The 25,346-nt window shown below is 52.3% G+C and carries 26 protein-coding genes; 10 read left to right on the top strand and 16 right to left on the bottom strand.

The window, feature by feature from the left end; translation table 11 throughout:
* Window positions 1–12 precede the first annotated feature (12 nt).
* Window positions 13–777 (bottom strand): NAD(P)-binding domain-containing protein, encoded by a 765-nt coding sequence (locus tag ACS18Q_RS21810; protein ID WP_441257875.1) that lies wholly within the window; start codon window positions 775–777, stop codon window positions 13–15.
* A 256-nt stretch (window positions 778–1,033) separates the two neighbouring features.
* Window positions 1,034–1,900: an acetyl-CoA carboxylase, carboxyltransferase subunit beta gene (gene accD / locus ACS18Q_RS21815; protein ID WP_441257876.1), complete on the bottom strand. Its 867-nt coding sequence runs from the start codon at window positions 1,898–1,900 to the stop codon at window positions 1,034–1,036.
* A gap of 107 nt (window positions 1,901–2,007) precedes the next feature.
* On the opposite strand from accD, the gene ACS18Q_RS21820 reads away from it, so the two are divergent.
* Complete coding sequence (locus tag ACS18Q_RS21820; RefSeq protein WP_441257877.1) at window positions 2,008–2,913, top strand: LysR family transcriptional regulator; 906 nt, start codon at window positions 2,008–2,010, stop codon at window positions 2,911–2,913.
* A gap of 96 nt (window positions 2,914–3,009) precedes the next feature.
* Here ACS18Q_RS21820 and ACS18Q_RS21825 read toward each other — a convergent pair whose 3' ends face one another.
* Both ACS18Q_RS21825 and ACS18Q_RS21830 read right to left on the bottom strand, forming a co-directional pair.
* On the bottom strand, window positions 3,010–3,666 hold the full coding sequence (locus tag ACS18Q_RS21825) for a Qnr family pentapeptide repeat protein (protein ID WP_038151811.1): 657 nt from the start codon (window positions 3,664–3,666) through the stop codon (window positions 3,010–3,012).
* Window positions 3,667–4,219: 553 nt separating this feature from the next.
* The gene (locus ACS18Q_RS21830; RefSeq protein WP_238795499.1) at window positions 4,220–5,128 is read right to left on the bottom strand and encodes a LysR family transcriptional regulator; all 909 of its coding nucleotides are present in this window, start codon (window positions 5,126–5,128) and stop codon (window positions 4,220–4,222) included.
* Between the two features lie 129 nt (window positions 5,129–5,257).
* On the opposite strand from ACS18Q_RS21830, the gene ACS18Q_RS21835 reads away from it, so the two are divergent.
* The gene (locus ACS18Q_RS21835) at window positions 5,258–5,857 is read left to right on the top strand and encodes a short chain dehydrogenase (RefSeq protein ID WP_441257878.1); all 600 of its coding nucleotides are present in this window, start codon (window positions 5,258–5,260) and stop codon (window positions 5,855–5,857) included.
* A 269-nt stretch (window positions 5,858–6,126) separates the two neighbouring features.
* Here the strand turns inward: ACS18Q_RS21835 and ACS18Q_RS21840 are convergent, their stop codons facing one another.
* A complete protein-coding gene (locus ACS18Q_RS21840) occupies window positions 6,127–6,846 on the bottom strand; it encodes an SDR family oxidoreductase (RefSeq protein ID WP_004727449.1) in 720 nt (239 codons plus the stop codon).
* A 138-nt stretch (window positions 6,847–6,984) separates the two neighbouring features.
* Here ACS18Q_RS21840 and ACS18Q_RS21845 point away from each other — a divergent pair, with 138 nt between their 5' ends.
* Window positions 6,985–7,899, top strand: coding sequence for a LysR substrate-binding domain-containing protein (locus ACS18Q_RS21845; RefSeq protein ID WP_441257879.1), 915 nt, complete (start codon window positions 6,985–6,987; stop codon window positions 7,897–7,899).
* 160 nt (window positions 7,900–8,059) lie between these two features.
* On the opposite strand, the gene ACS18Q_RS21850 is transcribed toward ACS18Q_RS21845, so the two are convergent.
* Entirely contained in the window at window positions 8,060–9,136 is a 1,077-nt protein-coding gene (locus tag ACS18Q_RS21850; RefSeq protein ID WP_432581992.1) for a hypothetical protein, read from the bottom strand.
* A 208-nt stretch (window positions 9,137–9,344) separates the two neighbouring features.
* Here ACS18Q_RS21850 and ACS18Q_RS21855 point away from each other — a divergent pair, with 208 nt between their 5' ends.
* Window positions 9,345–10,211, top strand: a complete 867-nt coding sequence (locus tag ACS18Q_RS21855) for a glycerol kinase (protein WP_283513469.1) — start codon at window positions 9,345–9,347, stop codon at window positions 10,209–10,211.
* 224 nt (window positions 10,212–10,435) lie between these two features.
* A complete protein-coding gene (locus ACS18Q_RS21860; protein ID WP_441257880.1) occupies window positions 10,436–11,872 on the top strand; it encodes a diguanylate cyclase domain-containing protein in 1,437 nt (478 codons plus the stop codon).
* On the opposite strand, the gene ACS18Q_RS21865 is transcribed toward ACS18Q_RS21860, so the two are convergent.
* Entirely contained in the window at window positions 11,869–13,233 is a 1,365-nt protein-coding gene (locus ACS18Q_RS21865; protein ID WP_441257881.1) for a PLP-dependent aminotransferase family protein, read from the bottom strand. The two genes, ACS18Q_RS21860 and ACS18Q_RS21865, sit on opposite strands and share 4 nt — an antisense overlap.
* Window positions 13,234–13,392: 159 nt before the next feature.
* Between ACS18Q_RS21865 and ACS18Q_RS21870 the strand changes: the two genes are divergently transcribed.
* Window positions 13,393–13,989: a LysE family translocator gene (locus tag ACS18Q_RS21870; RefSeq protein WP_055465458.1), complete on the top strand. Its 597-nt coding sequence runs from the start codon at window positions 13,393–13,395 to the stop codon at window positions 13,987–13,989.
* On the opposite strand, the gene ACS18Q_RS21875 is transcribed toward ACS18Q_RS21870, so the two are convergent.
* The 4 genes from ACS18Q_RS21875 to ACS18Q_RS21890 all read right to left on the bottom strand — a co-directional run bounded on the left by ACS18Q_RS21875 (window position 13,986) and on the right by ACS18Q_RS21890 (window position 16,077).
* On the bottom strand, window positions 13,986–14,417 hold the full coding sequence (locus tag ACS18Q_RS21875; RefSeq protein WP_004727441.1) for a YccF domain-containing protein: 432 nt from the start codon (window positions 14,415–14,417) through the stop codon (window positions 13,986–13,988). The genes ACS18Q_RS21870 and ACS18Q_RS21875 overlap by 4 nt on opposite strands.
* Before the next feature lie 9 nt (window positions 14,418–14,426).
* Window positions 14,427–14,717 (bottom strand): antibiotic biosynthesis monooxygenase family protein, encoded by a 291-nt coding sequence (locus ACS18Q_RS21880; protein ID WP_055465456.1) that lies wholly within the window; start codon window positions 14,715–14,717, stop codon window positions 14,427–14,429.
* A gap of 61 nt (window positions 14,718–14,778) precedes the next feature.
* Entirely contained in the window at window positions 14,779–15,501 is a 723-nt protein-coding gene (locus tag ACS18Q_RS21885; RefSeq protein WP_004727439.1) for a sulfite exporter TauE/SafE family protein, read from the bottom strand.
* 180 nt (window positions 15,502–15,681) lie between these two features.
* Window positions 15,682–16,077, bottom strand: a complete 396-nt coding sequence (locus ACS18Q_RS21890) for a rhodanese-like domain-containing protein (RefSeq protein ID WP_004727438.1) — start codon at window positions 16,075–16,077, stop codon at window positions 15,682–15,684.
* Between the two features lie 178 nt (window positions 16,078–16,255).
* On the opposite strand from ACS18Q_RS21890, the gene ACS18Q_RS21895 reads away from it, so the two are divergent.
* Window positions 16,256–17,191: a helix-turn-helix domain-containing protein gene (locus ACS18Q_RS21895; RefSeq protein WP_441257882.1), complete on the top strand. Its 936-nt coding sequence runs from the start codon at window positions 16,256–16,258 to the stop codon at window positions 17,189–17,191.
* A gap of 48 nt (window positions 17,192–17,239) precedes the next feature.
* Here the strand turns inward: ACS18Q_RS21895 and ACS18Q_RS21900 are convergent, their stop codons facing one another.
* Window positions 17,240–17,746, bottom strand: coding sequence for a cysteine hydrolase family protein (locus ACS18Q_RS21900; RefSeq protein ID WP_441257883.1), 507 nt, complete (start codon window positions 17,744–17,746; stop codon window positions 17,240–17,242).
* Window positions 17,747–17,889: 143 nt separating this feature from the next.
* On the opposite strand from ACS18Q_RS21900, the gene ACS18Q_RS21905 reads away from it, so the two are divergent.
* A complete protein-coding gene (locus ACS18Q_RS21905; protein ID WP_238809857.1) occupies window positions 17,890–18,855 on the top strand; it encodes a GlxA family transcriptional regulator in 966 nt (321 codons plus the stop codon).
* Between the two features lie 132 nt (window positions 18,856–18,987).
* Entirely contained in the window at window positions 18,988–19,887 is a 900-nt protein-coding gene (locus tag ACS18Q_RS21910) for a DMT family transporter (protein WP_441257884.1), read from the top strand.
* 73 nt (window positions 19,888–19,960) lie between these two features.
* Here ACS18Q_RS21910 and ACS18Q_RS21915 read toward each other — a convergent pair whose 3' ends face one another.
* Window positions 19,961–20,596, bottom strand: coding sequence for an NAD(P)-dependent oxidoreductase (locus tag ACS18Q_RS21915; RefSeq protein ID WP_014257834.1), 636 nt, complete (start codon window positions 20,594–20,596; stop codon window positions 19,961–19,963).
* A gap of 142 nt (window positions 20,597–20,738) precedes the next feature.
* On the opposite strand from ACS18Q_RS21915, the gene ACS18Q_RS21920 reads away from it, so the two are divergent.
* The gene (locus tag ACS18Q_RS21920) at window positions 20,739–21,632 is read left to right on the top strand and encodes a LysR family transcriptional regulator (protein WP_014257835.1); all 894 of its coding nucleotides are present in this window, start codon (window positions 20,739–20,741) and stop codon (window positions 21,630–21,632) included.
* A gap of 72 nt (window positions 21,633–21,704) precedes the next feature.
* Here ACS18Q_RS21920 and solA read toward each other — a convergent pair whose 3' ends face one another.
* The 3 genes from solA to ACS18Q_RS21935 form a co-directional block, all read right to left on the bottom strand.
* Entirely contained in the window at window positions 21,705–22,832 is a 1,128-nt protein-coding gene (gene solA, locus ACS18Q_RS21925; RefSeq protein WP_441257885.1) for an N-methyl-L-tryptophan oxidase, read from the bottom strand.
* 105 nt (window positions 22,833–22,937) lie between these two features.
* Complete coding sequence (locus tag ACS18Q_RS21930; protein WP_143679738.1) at window positions 22,938–24,251, bottom strand: methyl-accepting chemotaxis protein; 1,314 nt, start codon at window positions 24,249–24,251, stop codon at window positions 22,938–22,940.
* 242 nt (window positions 24,252–24,493) lie between these two features.
* Window positions 24,494–25,294, bottom strand: a complete 801-nt coding sequence (locus ACS18Q_RS21935) for a DeoR/GlpR family DNA-binding transcription regulator (RefSeq protein WP_014257838.1) — start codon at window positions 25,292–25,294, stop codon at window positions 24,494–24,496.
* Window positions 25,295–25,346: the final 52 nt, after the last annotated feature.

Below are 25,346 nucleotides of genomic sequence, written 5' to 3' on the forward strand. Positions count from 1 at the left end.
GTTCTGTTGATTCTATTCGCTAATCTGACGTTGAATCTCTTCACATGCCTTAAGCCATGCCTCAAATCCCCCTTCAGCCTTAATCATCTCCTGAGCTGTCAGGGTAAATGTGCCAGGTGTCGCAATCGAATGATTAATATCGCTGAGGCTTTGAACAAGCTTATAATCGGCTAACCCTGTCGCCCCTCGTAATGTATGGGTCACAAGAGCTCTCGACTGCTCATCCGTCATGCCTTTGCTCTGAAACCACTCACTTAACTCCGCCATAAAACCAAACACAACCCCATTCATAACAGCTGCAACGCCAGCAAGATCATATTCTGCTTCAGAATCAAACACCATTAACTTTCCTATCGGATTGAGTATCGACTGCGCGGTAGCATTTTGAGGAAATAAAGGCACTACGCCTTCACCTACCTCTACTGATGCTAAAGGTTGTGTCCTGACAATGGTTGGTTGAGGTAGTAGCGCTTGTAATCGTTTCAGTGAAATTCCCGCGATACATGAAATCAGTAAATGATCCGATGTCGGGACGATTTCAGCAGCTAAAATTTTCAATTGATCAGGACGTACCGCAAGTAAAACAACGTTGCATTCATCGACGACAGCCTGATTACTCACGGCGATATCACAACCATAGGATGATTGGAGATACTTTGCTCGCTCTTGATTGCGAGGTGATAACACGATTCTTCGCGTGTCCCCAGCACGACGAAGTGCTGCGACGACATAACATGCTAGATGCCCTACCCCTAAGATCCCTATTGTTTCAGCCATACCCACCCCATCAGACTACATCTACTAAAACCTAAGTAGCTACTAAAACCTAAGTAACCACTCAAGACGTAGCTTCATCTAATCACTACGCCATGAAACACACCTTGACCCATTACCAAAATGAGGGCAAGTGACAAGCTAAACAGATGTCATAAAAAGTGACGTTGAATCGTGTTGGGGTAGAAACAATTTACGCCCTCTTTAAAACCACACAATCAGGCTAGGCGCGCTCTGCGCCGCCTCGATAACCTTGACGCTATCCATTGAGTGGCGACGTTGTATGGGTCATTTTTGCAATGAGCCCGCCCACTCGTTTGCGCATCTCACGCCTATCCACAATCATGTCAATCGCGCCATGCTCTAAGAGGAACTCACTTCGCTGGAAGTCCTCGGGTAGTTTCTCTCGAACAGTTTGTTCTATCACACGACGTCCAGCAAAGCCGATAATGGCCTTCGGTTCGCCAATGTTAATATCTCCTAGCATGGCTAGACTTGCAGATACACCACCCAATGTTTGATCGGTTAAAACAGAAATATAAGGCAAACCTTGGCTAGACAAACGATGTAACGCAGCGCTGGTTTTTGACATTTGCATCAACGACATCAACGATTCTTGCATGCGAGCGCCGCCGCTGGCCGAAAAGCACACAAACCCACAATGTGCATCAATCGCCTCTTCCACTGCCCGAACGAAACGAGCACCGACCACGGAACCCATCGAGCCTGCCATAAAAGAGAACTCAAATGCACAAGCAACAATCGGTAAGCCCATCAGTGTTCCTCTCATCGCAACCAAGGCATCTTTTTCTCCCGTACTTTTTTGGGCAAGAGCCAGACGCTCCTTGTAGCGTTTCAGATCCTTAAAATTCAGCACATCTTTCGGCTCATGTTCACTGGCAATTTCGACTCGGTCTCCTTTGTCTAAAAAGCGGTCTAGGCGGTGGCGTGCTGCCATCCTCATATGGTGATCGCATTTTGGACACACAGACAGATTCTCCTCAAGTGCGATGCGGTACAGCGGTTGAGCACAGGCGGGGCATTTCACCCATATCCCCTCAGGAATCGTCGCTTTACGTGTACTGATAATATTCTGCTTATCAAATAGTCTTTCTAACCAACTCATCGGTCATTTCTCCAAAGAACGTTCATGAGGAGTATTGTATAAGCCTATTTCTGGTAATAAAGTGCGTTCTATGGGTTTGATAAACCAAGATAATGGGATTAAAGGCAATGCTTGATAAGATTGACCAACAGTGGCTCAAGAGTTTTCACTGTGTGTATGAGAACAACAGCTTTAAACGAGCGGCGGAATTTCTCAGCTTGCCGACGTCCAATGTGAGCCGCCATATCGCGTTGCTGGAAGAACGGTTGGATACGCGATTATTTGACAGAACCACTCGCCGAATCGCTCCGACGGATGCAGGAGAGCACCTTTATTTACGCACGCAGCCATTGCTCGACAAACTAAATGATGCACTTGAGGAAGTGACTCAGCAGTCGCATGAAGTCATGGGGCAACTGAGAGTGCTCATGCCGGATTCACCGGCCTTAGCCCAAGCAGTGGTTTCTTTTTGTACCCAGCATCCCTCAATTTCATTATGTTGCGATACCAGCATTAGCCCGAAAGCGGATTTACTAGATGGGTTTGACATCATCTTAAGTTTTCATCGAGGAAAGCTTGAAGACCATCGTTGGATAGCGAAAGAGATCAAGCGCTGGCCAAGTGCTGTTGTGGCATCCCCCAAACTCCTCCAGACGTCACCCATACCTTTTCAGATTACCGATTTGAAACACGTGCCGTGTATCAATAGCTTTACCGCGTTAAATGGCACACCTTGGGTCTTCAAAGACGCCAAAGGTGAACTGATCACTCAAAAGGTACAGTCTGCATTTAAAGTCAACAGTGGCTATCTCGCTAAATCAGGCGCATTGGCTGGTTTGGGGTTCGCAATACTCCCAACCGAGTCCTGCCGTCATGAGTTAAATGCTGGCGCTCTGGAGATTGTAAACATGGAATATGAGCCTGAAGATTTGATTTTGTATGCCTTTTACGCGTCCAGAAAACACTTGGCCAAAAAGATCCCAATGTTTATTGAACACTTACAGCACCAAGCAAATTTAGATCAAAACAACTAGGCAGAAGCACCCTTTGTTTGAGACCGGCGTACCAATCAAACGCTCCCAAAAAGTCAATGGTACGCAGCCCCTCAAAGGCAAAGCCACGATGCCGAATTAGTCCGGAACCACAATCACACCCAGCTTCTCTAGCAGTTGTTCTTGCTGCCAATCGCAAATTTTTACCCCCGTTAAATCCACTCTGCGGGGATCCAGCCCGGTCAGTTCAATATGGGTTAAATCGCACCCTTGGAAGCGCGCTTGTTCCCAGCAGTCCTCTGAAAATGAACCCCGGCTTAAATCAGACTCTTTAAAAGAAACCCCGTGCAAGTTGGCGCCAATCCAGCGGTTTTCAAACAGATCACATTTTTCGAGGCACTGCCGCTCCAAGTTGGCATAGGATAAATTACATCCCGTGATGTACGCGGAACAAAAAAACATTTTATTCGAGACCTGATTAACAAAGCGGGCGCGAGAAAAATTGGCACCTTTCAAATCACAATCTCTCAGTTCAATTCCAAAACAGTCCGCCCCGCTGAAATGAGCCATCGCCAATCGGCAGTGTTGAAAAGATGCATCTCTGAGATCGGCATACGCAAAATTACATCCCTCCACATCGCTTTTCTCAATAAAGCTGCAATTGATGAATTTGGAATCACGCATGTCGGCACGGCTAAAGTTGCATTGATAGAAGCAACAATCGTTGAAAACTAAGTTCGACAAATCCCGATTTGAGAAATCGGTGTGTTGGTAAGTGTGATGGTTTAATTTCATGTTTCGCCCCTAAGCCTGTGGAGTGCGCAGACTACCATGTGGGCATCAGTTCTCAAGAAAAACAACTCCTTGAAAAACAGTTATTTAAGACACCCAAAAATCGCCATTTTAAGGCACCAAACTGGCGATTAGAGGCATGAATAAATGAAAACGGATGGTTATCTGAAAAAAAGTTTCGTTCAATACAGGCGGATACAGACGGAATTCGAGTTTAATGTTTGGGAGGGTTAGATTTGGTTTGTTGGTTTAGTTGGGTGTGGGTTTAGCTGGGTGTGGTTTGTTGCGCTTTGGGTTTAACGAACCACGTGGCTTTGGTTAAAGCGCACCAGATACTCTTTGCTGGCACAAAGAGTACCCAGAAAGTGCCTTTTGCTTCGCGGTCGCTGTCCGGGACGGTTTTAGGCGTTCCCGACGCCGAAAACCTAAAAATTCATCCATGAATTTTTCCCTGTTTGTGGGGTTTAAAGCAAAATCGTAACTGGACAGAAATGTGCAATACTCAACCGACCTTAGAACTGAGCACATGACATACAATGGTTAAAAACTTAGCTAATTATTTCACGATTCGATCACCAATAGGCGCACTTTCAAAGCTGGTTACGAGGTAATCAATCAAAGCCCTGATTGTGGGGCTTTGCAGTCGATTAGAAGGATAAATAACGTTTAAAGGCAATGGTTCGCTAGCAAAATCACTGAGTACCTCGATTAAACGACCTGAAGCCAAATCTTCTCGAACATATATTTCTGGAAGTACCGCCAACCCCAAACCAGCTCTCACAAAAGACAGAATGCACGCTGACTCATTGGATTCAATATCACCCGATACTTTTATAGCTTTGATCTTATGATTAACTTTATACGACCAACGCTTTGAGTTGGAAAGTGCGGCATTGATGATACAGTTATGCTCGCAAAGATCACTAGGCTCGTTGAGTGGGGGGCTATTTTTGAGATAAGCGCGACTAGCAACGGTTTTAAATGCAATGTCACCAATTTTACGCGCGAAGAAACTGGAGTCAGATAAATTCCCTGCCCTTATTGCTACATCGAAACCTTCCTCAATTAGGTCGGCCTTACGATTCATCAACGTTAAAGAAAGGCTGATATCAGGATGTCGAGCTTTAAACTCAGACAAGAGATCTGGAACAATGATCTGACCCACCATCATAGGTGCAGTAATTTTCACTTTTCCTGAAAGGTGAGACTTATCTTCGTTTAGTGCTTTTAACGCTTCGATTTGGCTAGATATTTCTGCCATTTTTTCTAGATATCTTCGTCCATCATCAGTTAGATGTAGTGAACGAGTGGTACGGTTAACTAACCGTACACCAAGCCACTTTTCCAATTCGCCAACCTGACGACTCACAGCCGATGGTACGAGGTTTAAGTTTTCTGCAGCTCTCGTAAAGCTTTGGTCTTCCACTACCTGTTGAAAAACCTGAATAGATTTGACGATATCCACTGTGCTTCCTTAAGCATATTTAGATTATTCAGTATTTATCACAAGTGAAATCAAATTACCTCTATTTTTGCATGCAATCGGTAAGCGTAGAATCAATTTGAACTTAACGAGACATAATAGGTGACACATATGAAAATAGTATTGGTTGGAGCTACGGGTACAATTGGCAAGGCAGTTGTTGAAGAGTTAGCAGAGCACAGTGTTATCCGCGTAGGATTTAATGGCGGTGAATACCAAGTCAACATCGAAGACCGTGATTCTATCGAGGCACTTTTTAAGGAAATCGGGACTGTTGATGCCATCATATCGACAACTGGTTTGATAGCATTCGCCCCAGTAAAAGAACTATCGTATCAAGATATTAAGAAAACAGTTGATAACAAAATTCTAGGACATATCAACCTATTTCAAGTTGGTAGTGAGTATGTCCGAGAAGGTGGTAGCATCACGTTCACATCTGGGCATCTTGCTCAAAATCCGATGTTAGGTGGTTCTGCCGTCAGTATGGTTAACGCTGCACTGGATTCATTTGCTAAAGCCTCTGCGTTTGAACTGGGCACAAGTCTTCGTGTCAATACAGTGAGTCCTCGGTTTGTTAAAGAGACAATGGAGTCAATGGGAATGGATAGTTCCGATGGGGTATCAGCGGCAGATACAGCAAAAGCGTACAGACATGCGCTAGAGAGCAAGGAAACTGGGCAAGCATTTGATGTTGTAGACTATTTGTAACTCAGAGTCTTACTCATCTTAGGCGTAAACAAGCTTCATTTTAACTATTGTACAGGCTTCAGAATGCATGCTTATGTATTCTAGGGCATTTCAGATTAAGTTTGTTTTGCACTTTCTGGTGACTCTTTGTGCCAGCAAAGAGTCACTGGCACGCCTCACACAATGCGGAGAAAAAACACTGAACCAACCCGCGTGACAATCCAACCACCTAAAATCACAAAAGAAAAAAGCCAGCACTATGCTGGCTTTCTCATTAGAAAATAACTGGATTACGGTTGCTGCTTAGTCGGCGCTAATGCAATCTCACGAATGCACACATTCTGCGGTTGCTGATACGCAAATACCACGGCTCTTGCGACATCATCGGCGTCAAGCACGCCGCCCATCTCTTGTTTCCATGCATCATAGCCAGTTTTGATCGCATCAGAGGTGATGTGAGACACCAGCTCAGTTTCAACCGCGCCTGGGGCGATGGTGGTTACGCGAACATTCGAGGCCGCCACTTCTTCGCGCACGTTTTCAGAAATCGCATGCACCGCGAATTTAGTGCCACAGTAAGCCGCGTGATCCGGGAAAGTTTTCTTACCCGCGATAGAACTGATGTTGATGATGGTGCCGGTGTTGCGCGCTTTCATCGGCGCGAGTACCGCTTGCATGCCGTTGAGCAGGCCAAGCACGTTCACATCAAACATGCGTTTCCATTCGCTGGCATCTTGCGTGTCGATCTGCCCCAACAGCATCACACCCGCGTTGTTGATCAGCGCATCGGCTGGGCCGAACTCGGCTTCCGCGTTGGCAATTGCCGCTTCAAACGACGCTTGCTCGGTCACATCCACGCGAGCGCACAATGTGTTTGGCAGGTTCAATGCTTCCAAACGTTCCACACGGCGTGCCAGCAGTAGTAACGGATGACCTTCCGCGCTCAGGCGACGCGCAATCGCTTCTCCAATACCAGAACTTGCCCCAGTAATAACGACTAATTTTTTCATGTTTGAATCCTCAATAAGACCTTGTGTCGTGTTGGGAGCTAGTCTATGAAAAAGTTTTTTGTTGATATATATCACCCTAGTTGAAACTCTGTTGTTATATAGCAACAATAAAGCGTGAACTGAGAAAAGAGAGCACCGATGCAAAAGCAGATTAATTTGGCGGATATCCGCTCGTTCGTCCTCATCGCCCAACTGGGCAATTTCACCAAAGCTGCCGAAGCGCTGGATGTATCGCGTTCTCACGTGTCGCGCCAAATCAGCCAGTTAGAACAACAAATGGGCGTGACACTGCTGATTCGAACCACACGCTCGCTCAAGCTCACCGAAGCAGGCAAAACGTTTTTCGCGCAATGTGAAGCGGCGCTGCACAGCATCGACCAAGCGGTGTTGGCGGCAGTCGACGACACCGAAGCCGTGCGCGGCCAAATTCGCATCAACAGTGTCGGCGGCTATTTGGGTGAAGAGATCGTCGCCGATTTGATCACGCAGTTTATGGCGCGCTACCCACACGTGCGGGTCGACTTGGATTTAAGCAGCCACCGCGTCGACTTAATTGAAGATGAGTTTGATGTCGCGTTTCGGATGGGCAAACTGGAAGACTCCGGCTTTGTGTCACGCAAGCTGATGGACGTCGAGATGGGCACCTACGCCAGCCCAAGTTACCTTGATCGGCACGGCCACCCCACACACCCGAAAGAGCTGGAACATCACCAATGTTTAACCGGCTCGGTCACGCGCTGGGCGTTTCAACACAAACAGAGCCACGAGTCGCTGGAGTGCCATATTCAAGGGCAACTGCGCTGTAAAAGCGGGCGCATCATGATAAAAGGCGCGCTGGCGGGCAACGGCATCATTCGCGTGCCGGCGCTGTATTGTTTGCAGGAAGTCACCCGCGGCGCGCTGCAACCCGTATTCGATGATTGGAACATTCAAAGTGTCGAGTTCTCCGCGCTCTACCACCGTGATCGCTACCAGCCCAAACGCATTCGTACCTTCATTGAATTCACCAACCAGTACTTCCGCGACCTACAAAAAACACTGCGCAATGGGTAAGGTGAAAAACGCTTGGCCGCTACCCAATAAAAGGTTTATCTGCCACTGAATCAGGGGGAAAAATTCACGACGAATATTTAGGTTTTCGGCGTCAGGAACGCCGAAAGCCATCTCCATCTACATCTCCTAGGGAACCAAACCTATCTCCTAGGAAACCAAATCATCGCCTCGGAAACCAAACTGCCGCCGCCAAGCCCATCACCGCATACAGCCCCCACACCGGCAGCATCAATAGCCACTTCGCGAGTAACGCAATGGCATCGCCTTTGTAGGCGATTTTCGCTCCGCGCGCGGCCAATTTGGTGAATTTCAACGCGCCCAAATGATCCAGCAAGCGTAGCCCGCCTTGGCCAAACGTGGCCGCCAGTTTGATGCTCTCTTTGCCCAATTGCGCAGCGCGTGGCGTCATCGCCACCACCGCATCGCCGCCGAGGTGATACAGCGTGGCACTTTGTGAGCCAAACGCTTTGGCAAACGCTGCCATGCGGCTCAGTTCAGCGCTGTTCTTGGTTCGGCTCAGCAAACGAAATCCGCCGCGGGTGTTAGCAAGCGTGGTGACATCGCTCAGCATCGCCGTCATCGCGCTGAGGCTTTTCGATTGCTGCGCGATTTTGGCTTCTCGCACCAAGGTTTTGCCCAGCCAAGGCGGCAGTTTACCCAGCCGTTTGGCGGTTTTCAGCGCGACAAGTCCGCTTTTGGTCGCGGTGGTGGCGACCAACGTCGGTGCGGCGACACCCACGGTTTCGACGGTGCCGATACCACTGGCAATTTGCGCGGCCGTGGCCACAAGGCCGAGCGCCGACAGCGCCACCAATGTTTCATCCACTGCTTCCCCTTGCAGGTGATTCATGCCCTGCAGCGTGAGGTCGCGAATATCGCCAATCACCAGAAAATCGGTGGTCACCGCCGCGACTTGGCCAATGCTTTCGTCGCTGGTGCCCGTCAGCAACCCTTCGCTGAGTTTGTCGAACTGATAACGCCAGTCGCTGCGAATACGGGTGATATCAGCATACAGCGCCTGCGCTTTCGGGTTGTCACGCACATAGTCGTAGTCCATGAAGAAGCCGAGGTAGCTGGCCGCATCGGCATAACGCTGCTCCGCCAGCATGTGACGAGTTTCCGGCAACGGGTCGATGCGCCCCAGCGCCAGCACCGATAACTGCGCTTGCTGCCACAGCACGCCCGCCGAAACCAGCGCCAGCACCAAAAGCGTGAATTTGAAAAGCCGTCTGAACATCGCGCACCGCCTGTGAAACCTCGTTCCCCTATCCTAGCAACGAATTCAATGCTGAGAAAAGCGCGCCAACGTCAAGATTTCTCCGCCCTGTTTACAATGTAAATCGCACGGCGCGCTCACAGATTTTACGCGTGGTGCGCAGTCAAAGATTGAGCGCTGCGCAGCAACCTGCTTGAATAACACCATCACTTCGCTAAGGAATGCTCACATGTCTGACAAACTCTCGACCTCAGCACTGGCCAAACTGCGCGGTCTTGATGCCAAGCAACTGTTCGCGGATTTAAAAAAGGCAGGCTACATCAATCGTCACGACGAGCAGTGGATTTTGACGGAACTCGGGGCAAAATTCGGCGGCGAATATGTTCAACATGCCAAGTTCGGTACCTTTATCGTCTGGCCTGAGAATTTACTCATCGACATGGCGGCCACCAGCGGCAGCACACTCAGCGCAACGCAAGTCGGCGAGTACTTTAAACTCAATCCGAAGAAAATGAACCAGCTATTCAGCGAACTGGGCTGGATCACCAAAAGTGAGCAGGGTTGGCGTGCGACCGCCTCCGGCTTGCGAGCTGGCGCGCAACAGCGTGAAGACAAAGCTTCAGCGCAGAAATTTGTGGTGTGGCACGATTCGATTCGCCACAACCCGCACCTGCGTCAATCGGTGGTGGAGTTTCTTGGCCACGATGCCGACGAGCAAGCAACCGACAAATCCTATGCCAGCTTTCGCCAGAAGTTTGCAGCCAAACACCGTACGCTGGATGGCCATTACGTGCGCTCGGTGGGTGAACTGCTCATAGACAACTGGCTATATCTCGCTGGCGTCGCGCACGCCTACCAGCGCCCATTGCCAATCGAACAACCGCTGATGAGTGATTTTTATCTGCCGTCTGGCAATGTCTACATTCAGTTCTGGGGCACCGACGGTGCACCGATTGACGACACGCAGCGCGAGGCCACCCGCGCGGTGTATGCCGACCATCAATTCAAGCTGATTGAAATCACTCCCGAAGAGGTGCATCAGCTCGACGATATTCTGCCCGCTCGGCTACGGGAGCACGGCATCAAAGCATACTGACAAATTAAACATTAAAAACGAAAAAATCTTTGAATCAGGTCGAGATAGGTAATGCATCTATCAATACCAAGAAGAAAAAATGACCATTATCAAATCTCATTTTTACCGTCACCTGTAGGATAAACAAAATCCCATTGGTGTGTTATATGACTAATTCTTATACCTTTTCTTCACATAATTATCTTCTGACCAAGATTTTCCTTGTGTTGGGAATCGTGATTGTAATGTTCTCGTTATTCATGGTTGCTTTGAACTATAAAAACCATGTCAACACGCGCATGCAAGGGTACGATCAATTGCTCTCGACCCTGAAAACGACCTATCTCTATGAATTGGTGAAAGAGAACGAACGTCAGCTGTATATTCTGGTGAATTCGCTCGACAAAGAGAAAATTCGCCACGAAGAGTCAGCGTTCAACCCGGTGTGGCGCGCCGCGCACAAAGTCAAAATGGACGCCGAGCACTACCTCTATTTCTACAACATCGCCACCGGACGAATCGATGGGTATCCGCATTGGGAAGCGCCCGAAGGGTATCAAGCATCCACGCGTCCGTGGTTCCAACTCCTCCATCATCCCGATACCGATCCCCATTGGCTTGGCCCGTACTTAGAATTCGGTAGCAAGAAACGAGTGCTGACGCTGGGGCAAAAAGTCATCTCCGCCGATGGGCAATTGTTGGGCCTCATGATGGTCGACATGAGTGTGGAGACCATCGACCGCGTGTTGGAACGGATGGCGCCTGAGTTGAATATCTCGCTGTTTTTGCGCGATAAGGAAAGCAAAGTGCGTTTCTCGACGGTCAATGAAGCGCAGCTCAAGCTGGATCGCGTGATTGAAAACCGCGAATCGGAGTGGTTGCACGGCCTGTTTGACGGCATCGTGAAGACCAAAGCGCTCACCTATGCCGATTGGGAACTGGGCATTTATGCGCCACCGCAGCGCTTTCATCACGCGTTGGTTGACCAAATGCTGAAACTGATGGCCCCGATTTGCGCCATCACGATCGTGACCGTACTGGGCATCCGTACGCTGCTCAATATCTTTCAACAAGAACTCAAGCTGGTTGAAACGAACTTGCAGCAATGGCATCACGGCCCGCTCGCCCCTGCCGCGCCGCGCGGCATGCCACCGCATTCGTGGTTTGTCGACCGCAGCCTGACGACCATCGAACAACAATACAACGCCCACCATCAACAGTTGCGGTTGGACACGCTCACCGGCATTCAGAACCGACGGGCGTTTGATCTCGATCTGGCGGCGATGGCCGAGAATCAGCAGTCGCCCTACGCGCTGCTGCTGATCGACGTCGATAAGTTCAAACACGTCAACGACACTTGGGGACACCAGTTTGGCGATAACGTGCTCGCGCGCGTGGCGCAGGTCTTAACCAAAAATCTCGACACCCACAGCATTTACCGCATTGGTGGCGACGAGTTTGCAGCGCTGGTGCCAGTGAACGATGACGCCCCTTTGGGGGAACAGCTCAACCGTTTGGTGCTAGACATGCGTCATCAGAAATGGCGCGAGCAGGGCTGCCACGTGACCCTGAGCATTGGCGTCAGCATCGGACCAAATACACCGTGTGAACTGGTGAATCAAGCCGACAAAGCGCTGTATCGCAGTAAAGAAAATGGCCGTGATTGTTGGTCGATGGCTTAACGCACGGCCGCGTCCAGATGCGCTTTGATACGTTGCAGCCCGTGCTTTAAATCTTCCCGCGATAGCGGCCCGGTGAGCGAAATACGAATCGCGTTCGGCAAGGGGTAAGAGCCAACGCGAAAGAACATTGCATCACGCACAAACACGCCCTCTTCGGCGAGCTGCTGTTTTAGCTCACTCGCTGGGCAATGCTCTGGCAGTGCGATCCAACAGTTGAAGCCGGGAATCGCCGCAGTTTGGCGCTCAGGGAACACCGATTGCAAAATGCGGTGACGGGCGCTGAGTTCCAGCGCAATGTCTTCATCGACTTGTTGCATCGCGCCATTGCTCAGCCAGCGACAGACCAAATCCACGAGGATCGGGCTGACATGCATGCACGATGCGCGCAGCGCTTTTTGCAGTGGCAGTTTGAGGTTGGTCGGCAGCACCATGTAACCGACGCGAATGCCACCAGCAAAATACTTCGAGAAACTGCCGATGTAGAGGGTGATGTCCGGCGCGATGCTCACCAACGGCGAACGGCGATGCTCCGGTGGGCAATAGAGCACGTCGTCTTCGATGATCAAGACATCAAACCGGCGGCAGATTTCGATGATTTTTAGTCGCCTTGAATCGCTCAGTGCCACGCCCGTCGGGTTTTGAATCGCGGGTGTCATATAGAGCAAGCGCGGACGATGGCGCTGACAGTGCAGCAGCAAATCGTCCGGCATAATGCCTTGGTCATCAATCGCCACCGGGATCACTTTGCGCTCCTGCTGCGTGCAAGCATTGATGAATTCGCCGTAGCACAACCCTTCAAGCAAAATGGTATCACCACTGCGGGTGAGCGCTTGCAGCACCGTGCTCAGCGCATGCTGACCGCCGTAGGTCCATTGCAGTCGCGAACGGTCAATGTCGCACTGCCAACGCTGATTGACCCAACGTTGCAACGTCGCGCTGTGGCCTTGCAAACCATCGGCAGAGAAATAATCCAGCACCGCTTTTTGCGCCGTCGGCTGGCTGGCGAGTTCGCCCAACGCCGCCATCAAATGGCGCTGCTGGCTGAGGATTAACGGGCGACACAGCGACAAATCGACCCCGCCGCGTGACACCAGCGGATGATAATAATCCTGCTGCTCGTGGCGGCGATCTTTAATGTAAGTACCGCTGCCCACCACGGGCACGGTGACGCCGCGCAGTTCCAGTTCCTGATAAGCGCGAGTGATGGTGCCGACGGTCACGCCAAGCTTGTAAGACAGCATGCGCTGCGACGGCAATTTGCTGTGCACTTTCAGCTCGCCACGCTCGACCGCTTCTTCAAAGGCATCGGCCAGCACTTTGTATTTCGGCCCCGCGCGGCCGGTGAGATCTGGAATAAACATTGTCACCATTGTCATCGATACACTTGGTTGGAAAGTTAAGCATATTCAAGGGTTGGCGGAATGTGAAATACAAAAGTGTCATGGTGACGCATAAACACTAGGGATTCACTTGGCAGGCAGATTAGAGTGGCCCTATCGCCAATTCAAGGAGCTTAATTCATGTGGACCCTGTTGCCTTCGTTGTGTCTGTTCGCGTTCATCACCGCCTTCACGCCGGGGCCGAACAACTTTCTGCTCGCCAGCTCCGGCTCTCAGTTTGGTCTGCGCCAAACGTGGCGCCATATCATCGGCATTCGTGTGGGGGTCAGCGGGTTGATTCTGCTCAGCGCGGCAGGTGTTGGAGTGCTGTTGCAAGCCTATCCGCTCGCCTATACGGCGCTTAAATATGTTGGGTTTGCATACATGAGCTGGCTGGCCATCAAACTAATTTTGGCGGGCGGCAATCTACACAAAAGCCACGCAGCCAAACCACTCACGTGCCTGCAAGCGGCGCTGTTTCAACTCGGCAATGTCAAAGCGTGGGCGGCCAGCTTGACGGTGGTTGCCACCTACACACTGCCGTCGCTGTATTGGGTGTCGGTACTGTGGATTCTGGCCGCGTTTACCGTGACCGGTGTGCTGTGTAATCTGTGCTGGGCGGGGATGGGAAAAGCGGCGGGCCGGTATCTCGACACGCCGCGTAAGATTCGAACCTTTAATTACAGCTTGAGCGGATTGACCTTTGCAACCATTCTGCCGGTGCTGTTTCAGGCTTAACGACGCTGGCCGTACCGGGCGCGGGCGGCCGCTTCTTTGGAGACAATCGTCTGACCAATCGGGGCCAGCGAAATGACCGCCAGTTTGAGGTGTTGCAAGGCAAACGGAATGCCGATGATGGTGATAAAGCACGCCACCGCTGACAGCAGATGGCCAATCGCCAACCACACACCAGCCAGCAAGAACCAAATCACGTTGCCGATCACCCCAAAACCGCCAGTGCCGATGTCTTCTTTACCGGTCAGTTCATCGCGGCCAATCGCCTCCTGACCAAACGGAAAGAAGGAAAAATTACCAATGACAAAACAGGCGCGCCCCCAAGGAATGCCGACAATGCTGATAAAGGCCAGCAAGCCGAAAAACCACCAGGCGAGGCCCATCATCACGCCACCCAATAGAAACCAAATAATATTACCGATCGTTCTCATGTCTTCCTCTTAAAACACACGTTGATAATGCTCCACCGTGGGAAACGGGTCATAAAAGTGATGAAGCAACGCGCGCCACTGCTGATATTCCGCCGATTGACGAAACCCTTCGGTATGCGCCTCCAGTGTCTGCCAGTTGACCAGCAAAATGTAGCGACTTGGGTTTTCCATACAGCGTTGCAGTTGGTGCGACACATAGCCCGCCATGCTGGCGATAATTTGCTGCGCTTGAGCAAAGCTCTGTTCAAACTGCGCTTCCTGTTCTGGTTTTACATCCAGAATCGCGACTTCCAGTATCATGATTTTTCCTTAACCGAAGATGAATGGGTGTTTCAGCGTTTAACCTAAATGGTTCAATGGGTTACATCAAGCCTTTGATCAGCGCGGTCAGGCCACTGATCAAACACAGCGACAACGCGCCCACGCGAATTTTCTCTTTCGGCAGGGTTTGGGTAGTTTTACGCGCCAATGCGTACCCCAGCCATGCCGAGGGGATCAGCGGAATGGTGATGAGCAGATGATGTAGGGTCAAAAAGCCAGCCGGAATCTGAATGATGAGCGAAATGATTGAGCTGAAGACAAAAAATGCCGACAAATTACCGCGCAGTTGGTTGGCTTCTTGATGTTGCAGCAACAGCGCCATCGGCGGCCCGCCAATCGCGCTACTGGTGCCGAAAAAGCCGGAGAAGAAACCGGCAATGCCCATGCGCGCGGGCGTCGGTTCAATGCGAAATGGCAGAAAACTCACCCCGACCGCAAACAGCACCAACACGCCCAACCACAGCGCCAGCACATCAGTCGAGACCCACACCAACAGCAAACCACCAGCAATCGAGCCGGGCACGCGGCCAATCAACGCCATTTTCAAGCCACCGATGGAGATGCTGCTGCGATGCTTCATCGCACTGAGCAAGGAGATGAATAGCGCCACCAAACAGATCGGCGCGGGGACATAATCCGGCGAGACCATAAACAGCAACGGTGCGGCCACCACCGCCAAACCAAACCCAATCGCGGTCTGCACAAACGAACCAACAAAAATAAGTAACATCGCGATGAGCGCCGTACTGCTGAAATAATCCATGAGGGTGCCTGATCTCCTTATAATGACGGTGGCAGCAGGGCGAGCTGTCACTGACGGTGTCTGCAATTGAATCGGTGGGCGAAAGCCGCAAGAGAACGAGAAAAGTCATGCGATTGCATGACTTTTGAACGGTAACAGTTTACTCAATTTTCGCAATAAAAACGTTTCGCTTTGCCCCACTTAGGCGGAAATGAGCGCAAACCCTTCATCCAACCAACCGGTCACGCCGCCAATCATTTTTTTCACCGGCCGCCCCAGTTTTGCCAAACGAATCGCCGCTTTTTCTGTGCCATTGCAATGTGGCCCCGCGCAGTAGACCACAAACAGGGTTTCGGGCGGGTATGCCGCCAAGGTGCGCTCATTGAGGCGTGGATGCGGCAGGTTGATCGCGCCGTCAATGTGCCCTTCAGCGAACAGCGCTTCGCCACGCACATCGAGCAAAATAAAGTCCTGCGTGTGGTTGGTCAGTGCATGGTGCACATCCCAACAGTCGGTTTCAAATTGCAATAAGGTGGAAAAATGAGCAAGTGCTTGCTCACTGCTGGCCGCAGGAATTCTCGATACCGCGCTCGACATAATGACTCTCCTTTTCATGATTGATGCGTCAGTGGTGGTCATCATGGTGTGTCACCGTGATGTGTCACTGGAATGCGTAGTGTGCCGCACACTTTGTTCACGCAACACTGGCGCAAACGCCAATTATCGATAACATTACGCCAATACATCGTTCTCCGTTTCACGCTCAAGGAAGCTTATGCGTCGTATCGCCATTCTCACTCATGCCCACTGCTCGCTGTTTGAACTCGGCTGCGCCGTCGAACTGTTTGCCCTGCCCCGCCCAGAGATCGCACATTGGTATGCTTGCGACGTGGTCAACTTGGAAGGCGCGCCATTTGAGTCCACCGCTGGCGTCACCATTGCAGCCAAATGCGTTACCAGCCTGAGCGATTACGATACTTTGGTAATTCCCAGTTGGCCGACGCAAGGCGACCCCGTGCCCGAGGTGCTTGCCCGCGAAGTGCGCGCCTTTGCCCAGGCAGGCAAACGCCTGCTGAGCTTTTGTTCGGGCGCATTTTTACTTGCCGAACTGGGCCTGCTCGATGGCCGTCAGGCCACCACCCACTGGCGTTATGCTGAACGGTTCAAGGCGCGCTTTACCCAAGTCGATTACGTCGATGACGTGTTGTACGTGTGGCAGGATCCAATCGGCTGCTCGGCAGGTAGTGCGGCGGCGCTGGATTTGGGTTTGGCGGTGATTCGCCACGATTTTGGCTACAAGGTCGCCAACCAAGTGGCGCGGCGATTGGTGATGTCGGCGCATCGCGCGGGCGGTCAGTCGCAATTTGTGGAAGCGCCGATGCTGGCGGTGCCCAAACAGTTTGCGGGCGCGCTGGATTGGGCGCAGCAACACCTGACATCGCCCATCAATGTCGACCAATTGGCCGCGCGCGCCAACATGTCGCGCCGTACCTTTGAGCGTAAATTTCGCGCTAGTTTTAACCTCTCGCCGAACGAGTGGCTGATTCAGCAAAAAATCGAGCGCGCGAAAGGATTATTGGAAGAAACCACGCTGCCGCTGGAACGCCTCGCGGAGCAATCTGGCTTTGACAGTGTGGTGACGCTGCGTCACCATTTTCGCCGTTTACTCGGCGTTTCCCCCAAGCAGTATCAGCAGCAGTTTCTTCCTTAAGGGATCGACCAACGCTTGCCTGCGCGTCAATCACGTGTCAGTCAGTGCTTACAATTCATCCAATATGATCAGCGGCACGCGGTCGCTTAAGGCGCGTAACGCAATGCCATGCACCATGGCATCCGGCGCACTGCACGCGTCACTGAGTACACGAACCGAGTAATCACTGGCCGCAGGCGACAGCGCGGTGTGAGTGACGCAGTTTTGCGTCATCATGCCACACACCACCAACTCACGGATATTTTGCGCGCGCAGAACATCACTTAAAGTGGTGTTAAGAAAGCTGTCAGCATGCTGTTTTTCCACCACCACGCTCGCGGGCGCTTGGGCAAGCAACGCCGAATGCAATTTCACCCCGTCGCTGCCCGCTTTGAAAAAGGGTGCCTCTGCGCCGCCGACATGCTGCACCAACACCACAGGCCAGCCGCGCTGCTGCGCGATCTCGGCGGCGGACAGGGTGTGAGCAAGCACCTCCTCGGCCTGATACTGCGGGTAAGCGCCCGCCGGAAAATAATCGTTTTGCAGATCGATCACAATGAGCGCCGAGTGACTCATGGTTGTCTCCTTTTGTTGTTGAGATGATTGACTGTTGAGATAAATGATTGTTGGAATGAATCCAGAGTATCCACCGATTGCATTGTGTTGTTCAGCGTCTAAAATGACTTTAATCGAGTCAAAAACGACAGCAAGGACGTTTCGTGAACCACATTCCGATTGCGATACTCGCCTACCCCGGTTGCCTGCTTTCTGCGGTGCATGGGCTAGAAGAGATGTTATGGATGGCGAACCGCGCCTGCGCCGAATTGGATCAGCCCTTTCAGTTTGATTGCCATGTGTTGCGCTGGCCATTGGATGCCACCACACATGACGATGTGCCATACGCGGTAGTGGTGCTGCCCCCCAGTCGTGAACGCGGTTTTGATGTCAAAGCGCCGGTTGAACTCACCGACTGGCTGCACACGCATCATCAACAAGGCGCGATTCTCGCGTCCGCCTGCGCGGGCGTGTTTTTGCTCGCCGACACCGGTTTGCTGGCGCACAAAGTCATCACCACTCATTGGGGCTTGGCCGAACTGTTTCAGCAGCGCCATCCCGAGTTGCAGCTCAACACCAACGACATTTTGATCAACCAAGGCGACATCATCACCGCTGGCGGCATGATGTCGTGGATTGATTTAGGGCTAGAACTCATCGCGCAGTTTGCTTCGCCGGCCGTAATGCGTCAGGTGGGCAAATTGTTGGTGGTCGATACGGGCTTGCGCGAGCAGCGCTATTATCAGCAATTCACCCCCAGCTTTTTGCACGGCGATGAGAGCATTGTCGCGCTGCAACATTTGATTCACCGCCAATTTGCAGCGCCCTTGACCCTGTGGCAACTCGCCGAGCACGCCAACGTCACCGAACGCACGGTGCAGCGCCGCTTCCTCAAAGCGACCGGACTCAACCCAATTCAATACCTACAACGCGTGCGGATTCAAAAGGCGTGCGACTGGTTGGAATCCACCGCGCAGTCGTTTGAGTGGATCGCCCATCACATCGGCTACGAAGACGTGAGCGCGTGCCGCAAAGTGTTCATCAAAATCATGGGATTAACCCCCAGCGAGTTTCGCCGCCGCTTCGCCCCGTCGCATTACACCGTCGATACCGTGGTGCAGAGTGACTGATCCCCGCGCCAAACTCAGTGTTTTAAAAATGCACAAAATTCATTTTTAAAACACCTTTTCATTTTGAGCAATTCCTCTACAATAGCGCCACTTTTCGGCGCAGTCGCGCCCTCATTTTTGCAGGCTCGTTTCATGTCGAACCCCATTTCGCGCGCGATCACCTTGTTGGTGCTGGCCAACCTGTTGGCCTCGTTTTCTGATGTGTCGCTTAAAGTCCTCAACGGCGAAGTGCCCACCTTTCAATATGTGTTTATTCGCCAACTGATCAGCACGCTGATCATGCTGCCGCTGTTGTGGCGTTTGCCCAAGGCCGAACGCATGCAGGGCGGTAAATGCTGGGTGACTTTTTCGCGCGCGCAGCTGATCCTTATGGGCAGTGCGTGCGCCATGATTGCCATCACTTACTTGCCGCTCGCCACCGCCAACGCAATGTTCTACGTCGGCCCACTGCTGATGTTGCCCCTGTCGATTACCCTGCTCGGTGAGCGCCCGGCACTGAAACAAATTGTCGCTACCTTGATTGGTTTTGCGGGCGTGCTGGTGGTGCTGCGTCCGGAGCATTTTCACTGGGCGGCGATTGCCGGATTAGGTTGCGCGCTCTCAATGGGGCTGGGGAATATTTTGATTCGCAAACTGCCGTCCGAGCAGCCCATGGCCGCCACGCTGTTTTGGACCGGCGTCATGACGCTGCCGCTGGCGCTGATCCTCGCACTGCCACAATGGGCCCCGATTTCCTGGCGTCATCTGGGCTGGATTGTGGTGATCAACCTGCTGGTGCTGGGCTATCACGTGTTGGTGCTACTGGCGTACAAAGGGGTGGAAGCCAACCGCATCGCACTGGCGGAATATTCCGGCTTGGTGTTCGTGACTTGGTTTGGCGTGATGTGGTTTGACGAAGTGCCGGACATGCTCACCGTGGTGGGCATCTTGCTCATCGTGGTGCCGATGATGCCAGTCAAATGGCGTCGCTTGTGGCGCAAAATGTGGCGCACGAAACGCAACAAAGCGCTCGCGCAGCAAGAGCTGTCCTAAGCGTATTGCAGATGAAAAAGCCAGCCGTTTCGGGCTGGCTTTTGGTTTTCATTTAACCGTGAATGGCGTGAGATTAGTAAGCAAAACCGATGCGTTGACGGGGGTGCGCGCCGCTTTCTAGCTCGTCAACCAAGGCTGCTGCGTAATCTGCCACAGAGATGCGGCTGTTGCCTTGTGCATCGCTCAGCAGTTGGTCACCGCCAACGCGGTAAGCGCCTTGTTTTTCACCCGGGAAGATTTCCGCCGCTGGGCTCATGAAAGTCCAGTTCACGCTGCTGTCAGTGGCGTTGAATACATCCAGTGCTTCACCTTGCGCCAATGATTCGGCTTTGTACGCTTCTGGGAAATCAGGCACGGTCACCAGTTTCACGCCCGGCGCCACTTCCAGTGAACCTGCGCCACCCACCCAAAGCAAGCGTTCAACGCCAGCGTTTGGTAGTTGAGCAAGAAGCGTTGCTGCGCTTTGCGCCACAATCGCATGTGCGCCTGTGGCACGGCCACCAATGGAAGCGATCACTGCATCAGCACCCGCCACAGCTGCTGCCAAGTCGCCACCGGCTTGCAGATCATATTGACGAACTTCAACGCCTTCGGCGCTGACTTTGGCTGGGTCGCGCACCACTGCAATCACTTCATGACCACGTGCTTTGGCTTCTTCAACAATGTGACTACCAATCCAACCGGTTGCACCAAATACTGCTACTTTCATCTGAACTCTCCTCATCTGGAATCTGAATTTTTCAATGGATGTTTCCAATCAACGGAACTCAGTTTAGTTGCTAACCAAACCGTGAAAAATACACATAAACGATGTAGATTGTTTCAATATAAGTTACTAATCGGAGATCGTGATGGACCGACTGACCGCGATGCGCAGCTTTGTTGAAGTCGCCAACACTGGCAGTTTTACCAAAGCCGCCGACAACCTGACCCTGAGTCGTTTGCAGGTCACGCGCCATGTGCAGGAAATTGAAGACTGGCTCAAGCAGCGCTTGCTGCACCGCACCACACGCAAAGTGAGCCTGACCGCCGCCGGCGAAGAGGCGCTGACGCGCTGCGAGCAAATTCTCGACCAAACGGCCGAACTGGAGATTCGCGCGCTGGAGCAATCACAATCGCTCACCGGCAGCATTCGCATTTCCGCCCCCATAGGGTTGGCGCAGCACCTGCTGCTCGATACCGTCGAAGCCTTTACCGAGCTACACCCGCAAGTGACGATTGATATTCTGGCTTCGGATCGCCTGTCGCAACTGGTCGACGATCGGGTCGATGTGGCGCTGCGATTTACCCAACAGCCCGATGAGAGCTTGATCGCCCGCCGCCTGATTCAAGTCGACACCGTGGTGTGCGCCTCGCCGCAGTACTTGCAAACGCACGACCCCATCATCGAACCCGCCGATCTCAGCCGCCACAACTGCTTTGTTCACCTCACCAACCACACTTGGGATTTGGTGCGCGACAATCAACACTTCAGCGTCAGGGTGAGCGGCACCGTTCGCGCCAATGACATGGAAATTTTGCGCAGTGCGGCGCTGCATCACAAAGGCGTGGTGTGGCTGCCGTGCGATCTCGCCAATCCGTGCCTACGCCGTGGTGAACTGGTCAAAGTGTTAGCCGATTATCACAGCCCCAGCAGCCATCTGTGGGCGGTGTATCTGTCGCGCAGCTATCAAACGCCCTTGGTGCGCCAGTTCATCGACTTTGTCGCCGAACGCTGGCAAGACGACATTCGCGTGCCGATTTAAGCGCCATCCCGCAGAAACGCAGATGATAAAAAAGGAAGTCAAATGGCTTCCTTTCACTGAACATGCGCGTGGTTATGCCTGAAAACGGCTGAGTGAGAACAGCGAGATATCGTGCTCTGTTTCGCCGCGCACAGCCAAATCACTGAGAATTTCGCCGATCACGCTGGCGAACTTAAACCCATGGCCAGAAAAGCCAGCCGCGATAATGATGTTGTCGTGTTTCGGATGCGTATCGATGATGAAGTGCTCATCGGCGGTCATGCTGTACAGGCAGGTTTTGCCATACATCAGGCCCGATGTTTGGGGCATAACCGTCGCCAGAAAACGCTCCAAATCAACACTGTCGACCACCGTGTCAAACGGGGCAATCGGCGTGTCGGGATCTTGCGCCTCGCCGCCATCGTGGCGACCCACTTTCAGCCCCGCGCCATCAATGCTCGGGAAACCGTAGTACATGCCTTGCGGGGAATCAAACGAGAATGCCGGGAACAAACCTTCGCCGTAGAGCGCTTCATCGGCTTCAAACCAAGCAAAGGTTTTGCGATTGGGCTGCATCGGCAGTGTGAAATCCAGCGCGCTCATCAGTTTGGTCGCCCACGCACCTGCTGAAACAATCACTTTATCCGCCACAATCACGGTGTCACCGCTGCGCAGTGTCACGCCATGGTCCTGAACGTCAATCTCATCCAGCGGATGGTAGGTCAATAGCTCCGCGCCATGCGCCAGCGCCAACTGACGATAAGCGCTGATACAGTCTTCACAGCGCAGCACGCCCGAAGTCGATTCAAAGCAGCCGATGTAGTTGTCAGGCAGCGTGATCCCGGGAAAACGTTGGTGAATCTCCGCAGCAGTCAACACCTCGATTGGCAGCTGGTACTGCTTCGCACTCGCGATAATCATCTGAATAAATGGCGAGCTGGCTTCGCCCATATTGAGCACGCCAGTTTTGAGAAATAGCGTTTGGCCACTTTCAGCTTGCAGCGCTTCCCACAACGCTTGCGCGCGCAATGCCAGCGGCACGTACTTTTCGCCTTCGCCGTATGCGTGGCGAATAATGCGGGTTTCACCGTGGTGACTGGCGTGATGATGCGGCGGATCAAACGCATCCATCATCAACACTTTTTTGCCCTGTTTGGCCAGAAAATAGCCCGCGGCCATGCCCATCGAACCGGCCCCAACGACCACAACATCGTATTTCAAATCCACCTCTCCTTTGGCTGCTCGAACAAATACAGAGGGCGGATCGGTGACCCGCCCTCTGCTTTACTCTAACTGCCTCGCTGGGCGATAGATACTGAAAAATCGTCAGCGGTGCGAACTGTTGACCAAATCGCCCACCACGTGCGACACGTAATCCGCCCCTTTGAGAATCTCGTGAATGATCTCAGACGCTTCGGCAATCAAGTCGGCATTGCGTGTCGCTTGTTCGGTCACTTCGACCATGCTGCTGCGCACATTACCCACCAACTGGTTGTTGCGATCGACCATGGTGTTGATCTCTTCCGTTGAACGCGTGGTGCGTGAGGCCAGTGTACGCACTTCATCCGCCACCACCGCAAATCCACGGCCATGATCCCCTGCCCGCGCAGCTTCGATCGCCGCGTTCAGCGCCAGTAAGTTGGTTTGATCGGCAATCGATTTGATCGTGGTGACGATCTTGGCGATCTCTTCCGATTGGGTGTTGAGATCATCCACCAGCCCCGACGAACGGCGAATGTCTGAGGAGATTTTTTCGGAATTGTTGAGGTTCTGCTGCAAAATACTGGCGCCGCGTTCCGAGACTTGAGCCGTTTCCACCGACGTACTGTGCGCCACTTCCGCCGCTTTCTGGATCGCCAGTTGGCGCTCCATGCGTTCCGTAATATCGCACGCGATCTTGGTGACTTTGATCACCTTCCCGCGGTGATCAAATACCGGATTGTAGGTCGCTTCGATCCACACGCTATCGCCATTGCGACTCACACGGCGAAACAAGCCATTTTTCACCTGACCACTCGCGAGGTCGCGCCAAAAGGTCGGGTTCTGTTGATAAAATTCCGGCGGACAGAAGATCTCATGATGCTGGCCTTTGATCTCTCTCAACTCGTTGTAACCCAGCGTGTGGACAAAGTTGTCATTCGCGTCGATCACCCGACCATCGACGGTAAATTCAATCACCGCATTGGAGCGATGAATCGCCTGCAGCAGCGCTTTGTCGTCCACTGACTCTTCAAAATTCTGCGTGATGTCGTTGGCGATTTTCATCACCCGCACCACGCGGCCATCCTGCTCAATCGGAATGTAGGTCGCTTCCAACCACACATCCTTGCCTTGCTTGTCCCGGCGCAAAAAGGTGCCTCGCTGCGGTTTGCCCTTGGCTAAATCGGTCCAGAACTGGCGATATTGCGGTTTGTCGACCAATTCAGGCGGACAAAACAGACGGTGATGCTGACCTTTGATCTCATCAAGGGTGTAACCCATGGTGCTCAAAAAGAGCGGGCTGGCATCAACCACTTCCCCGTCGGGAGTGAAATAGATCGTCGCACAGGAGTTGGCAATGCTCGACAGCTCCGCCTGCAGTGCATGAATGATTTGATGATTGTTATCTTTGGTTTGAGAATTGGTTTTACGAAATAACATGCTCACTCCCTTGCGTGGCCGCAGCGCGTATTGAAACAGGTGGCACAACACTGCATAAAAAATCAGCAAAACTCTTACTAAAGTTAACCTTATTTCGTGACATATCAATAAAATCACTTCAATTATGACGTTCTATCCATGACGACAATGGGTCATGCCGCGCGTCTAGCGCGGTGCAGAAACAACAACGCCAGCAACAAGCGCTGGCGTTGGATGGGAATCGATGTCAACGGTGCCTTGCCTCAGCCAAGTACGTCGTCCAACGTCGCCTCGCTGACTGCCGCGCCGTTCATCAGCACTTGAATGCCTTTCTCTTCCAGCTCCTGACGCACACTGGTCGGGAAAGACGCATCGGTGATCACTGCGTCAAAGCTCTGAATATCGAGGGCGTGAAACGTCGCCACTTTGCCGTATTTGGATGAGTCGGAGACCAGAATCACCTTTTGCGCCGCTGCCGCAACCGCTTTTTTGACGATTACTTTTGGTTCACTGGGGGTCGAGATACCGCGCAGGTTCCACGATGAAGTCGACACAAACGCCACATCCACATTCATCCCCGCCAAAAAGTCCGACACCTTACTGCCAACGCTCGACTGATTCTCGCGATCCACGCGCCCGCCGGTGTGATAGAGGTCGCTGAGGCTGTGATGCGTGAGATACGCCGCAATCACAAAATCGTTGGTGACAAACAACAGATCATCACGTGGCGCGAGTTGATGGGCAATTTCCAGCGTGGTGGTGCCCGCATCGAGATACACGGTCGAATGACTTGGCACCAGTTGACTGGCGATGTGGCCAATCGCGGCTTTTTCGCTGGCATGTTGCGTGGCTTTGGCATCATGAGATGGCTCCTGATGCAGCACTTTGGTGAGTTGCACCCCGCCCGACACCGACAGCACCTTGCCCAATTTTTCGAGTTTGGCGATATCGCGACGAATGGTCATATGCGACACATCGAGTTGCTCAACCAATTCATTGATGCTGATAACTTCCTGCTGTGACAGCAGTGAGAGGATGGTTTTGTGACGTTCTGCTGGAATCATAAAGACTGAGCCGTGGGTAAGAAGAGTGCCCATCTTACCAGCCCACCAGCAA

Source organism: Vibrio sp. Vf1514, from assembly GCF_052076135.1.
In the GTDB taxonomy this organism is placed as follows: domain Bacteria; phylum Pseudomonadota; class Gammaproteobacteria; order Enterobacterales; family Vibrionaceae; genus Vibrio; species Vibrio furnissii.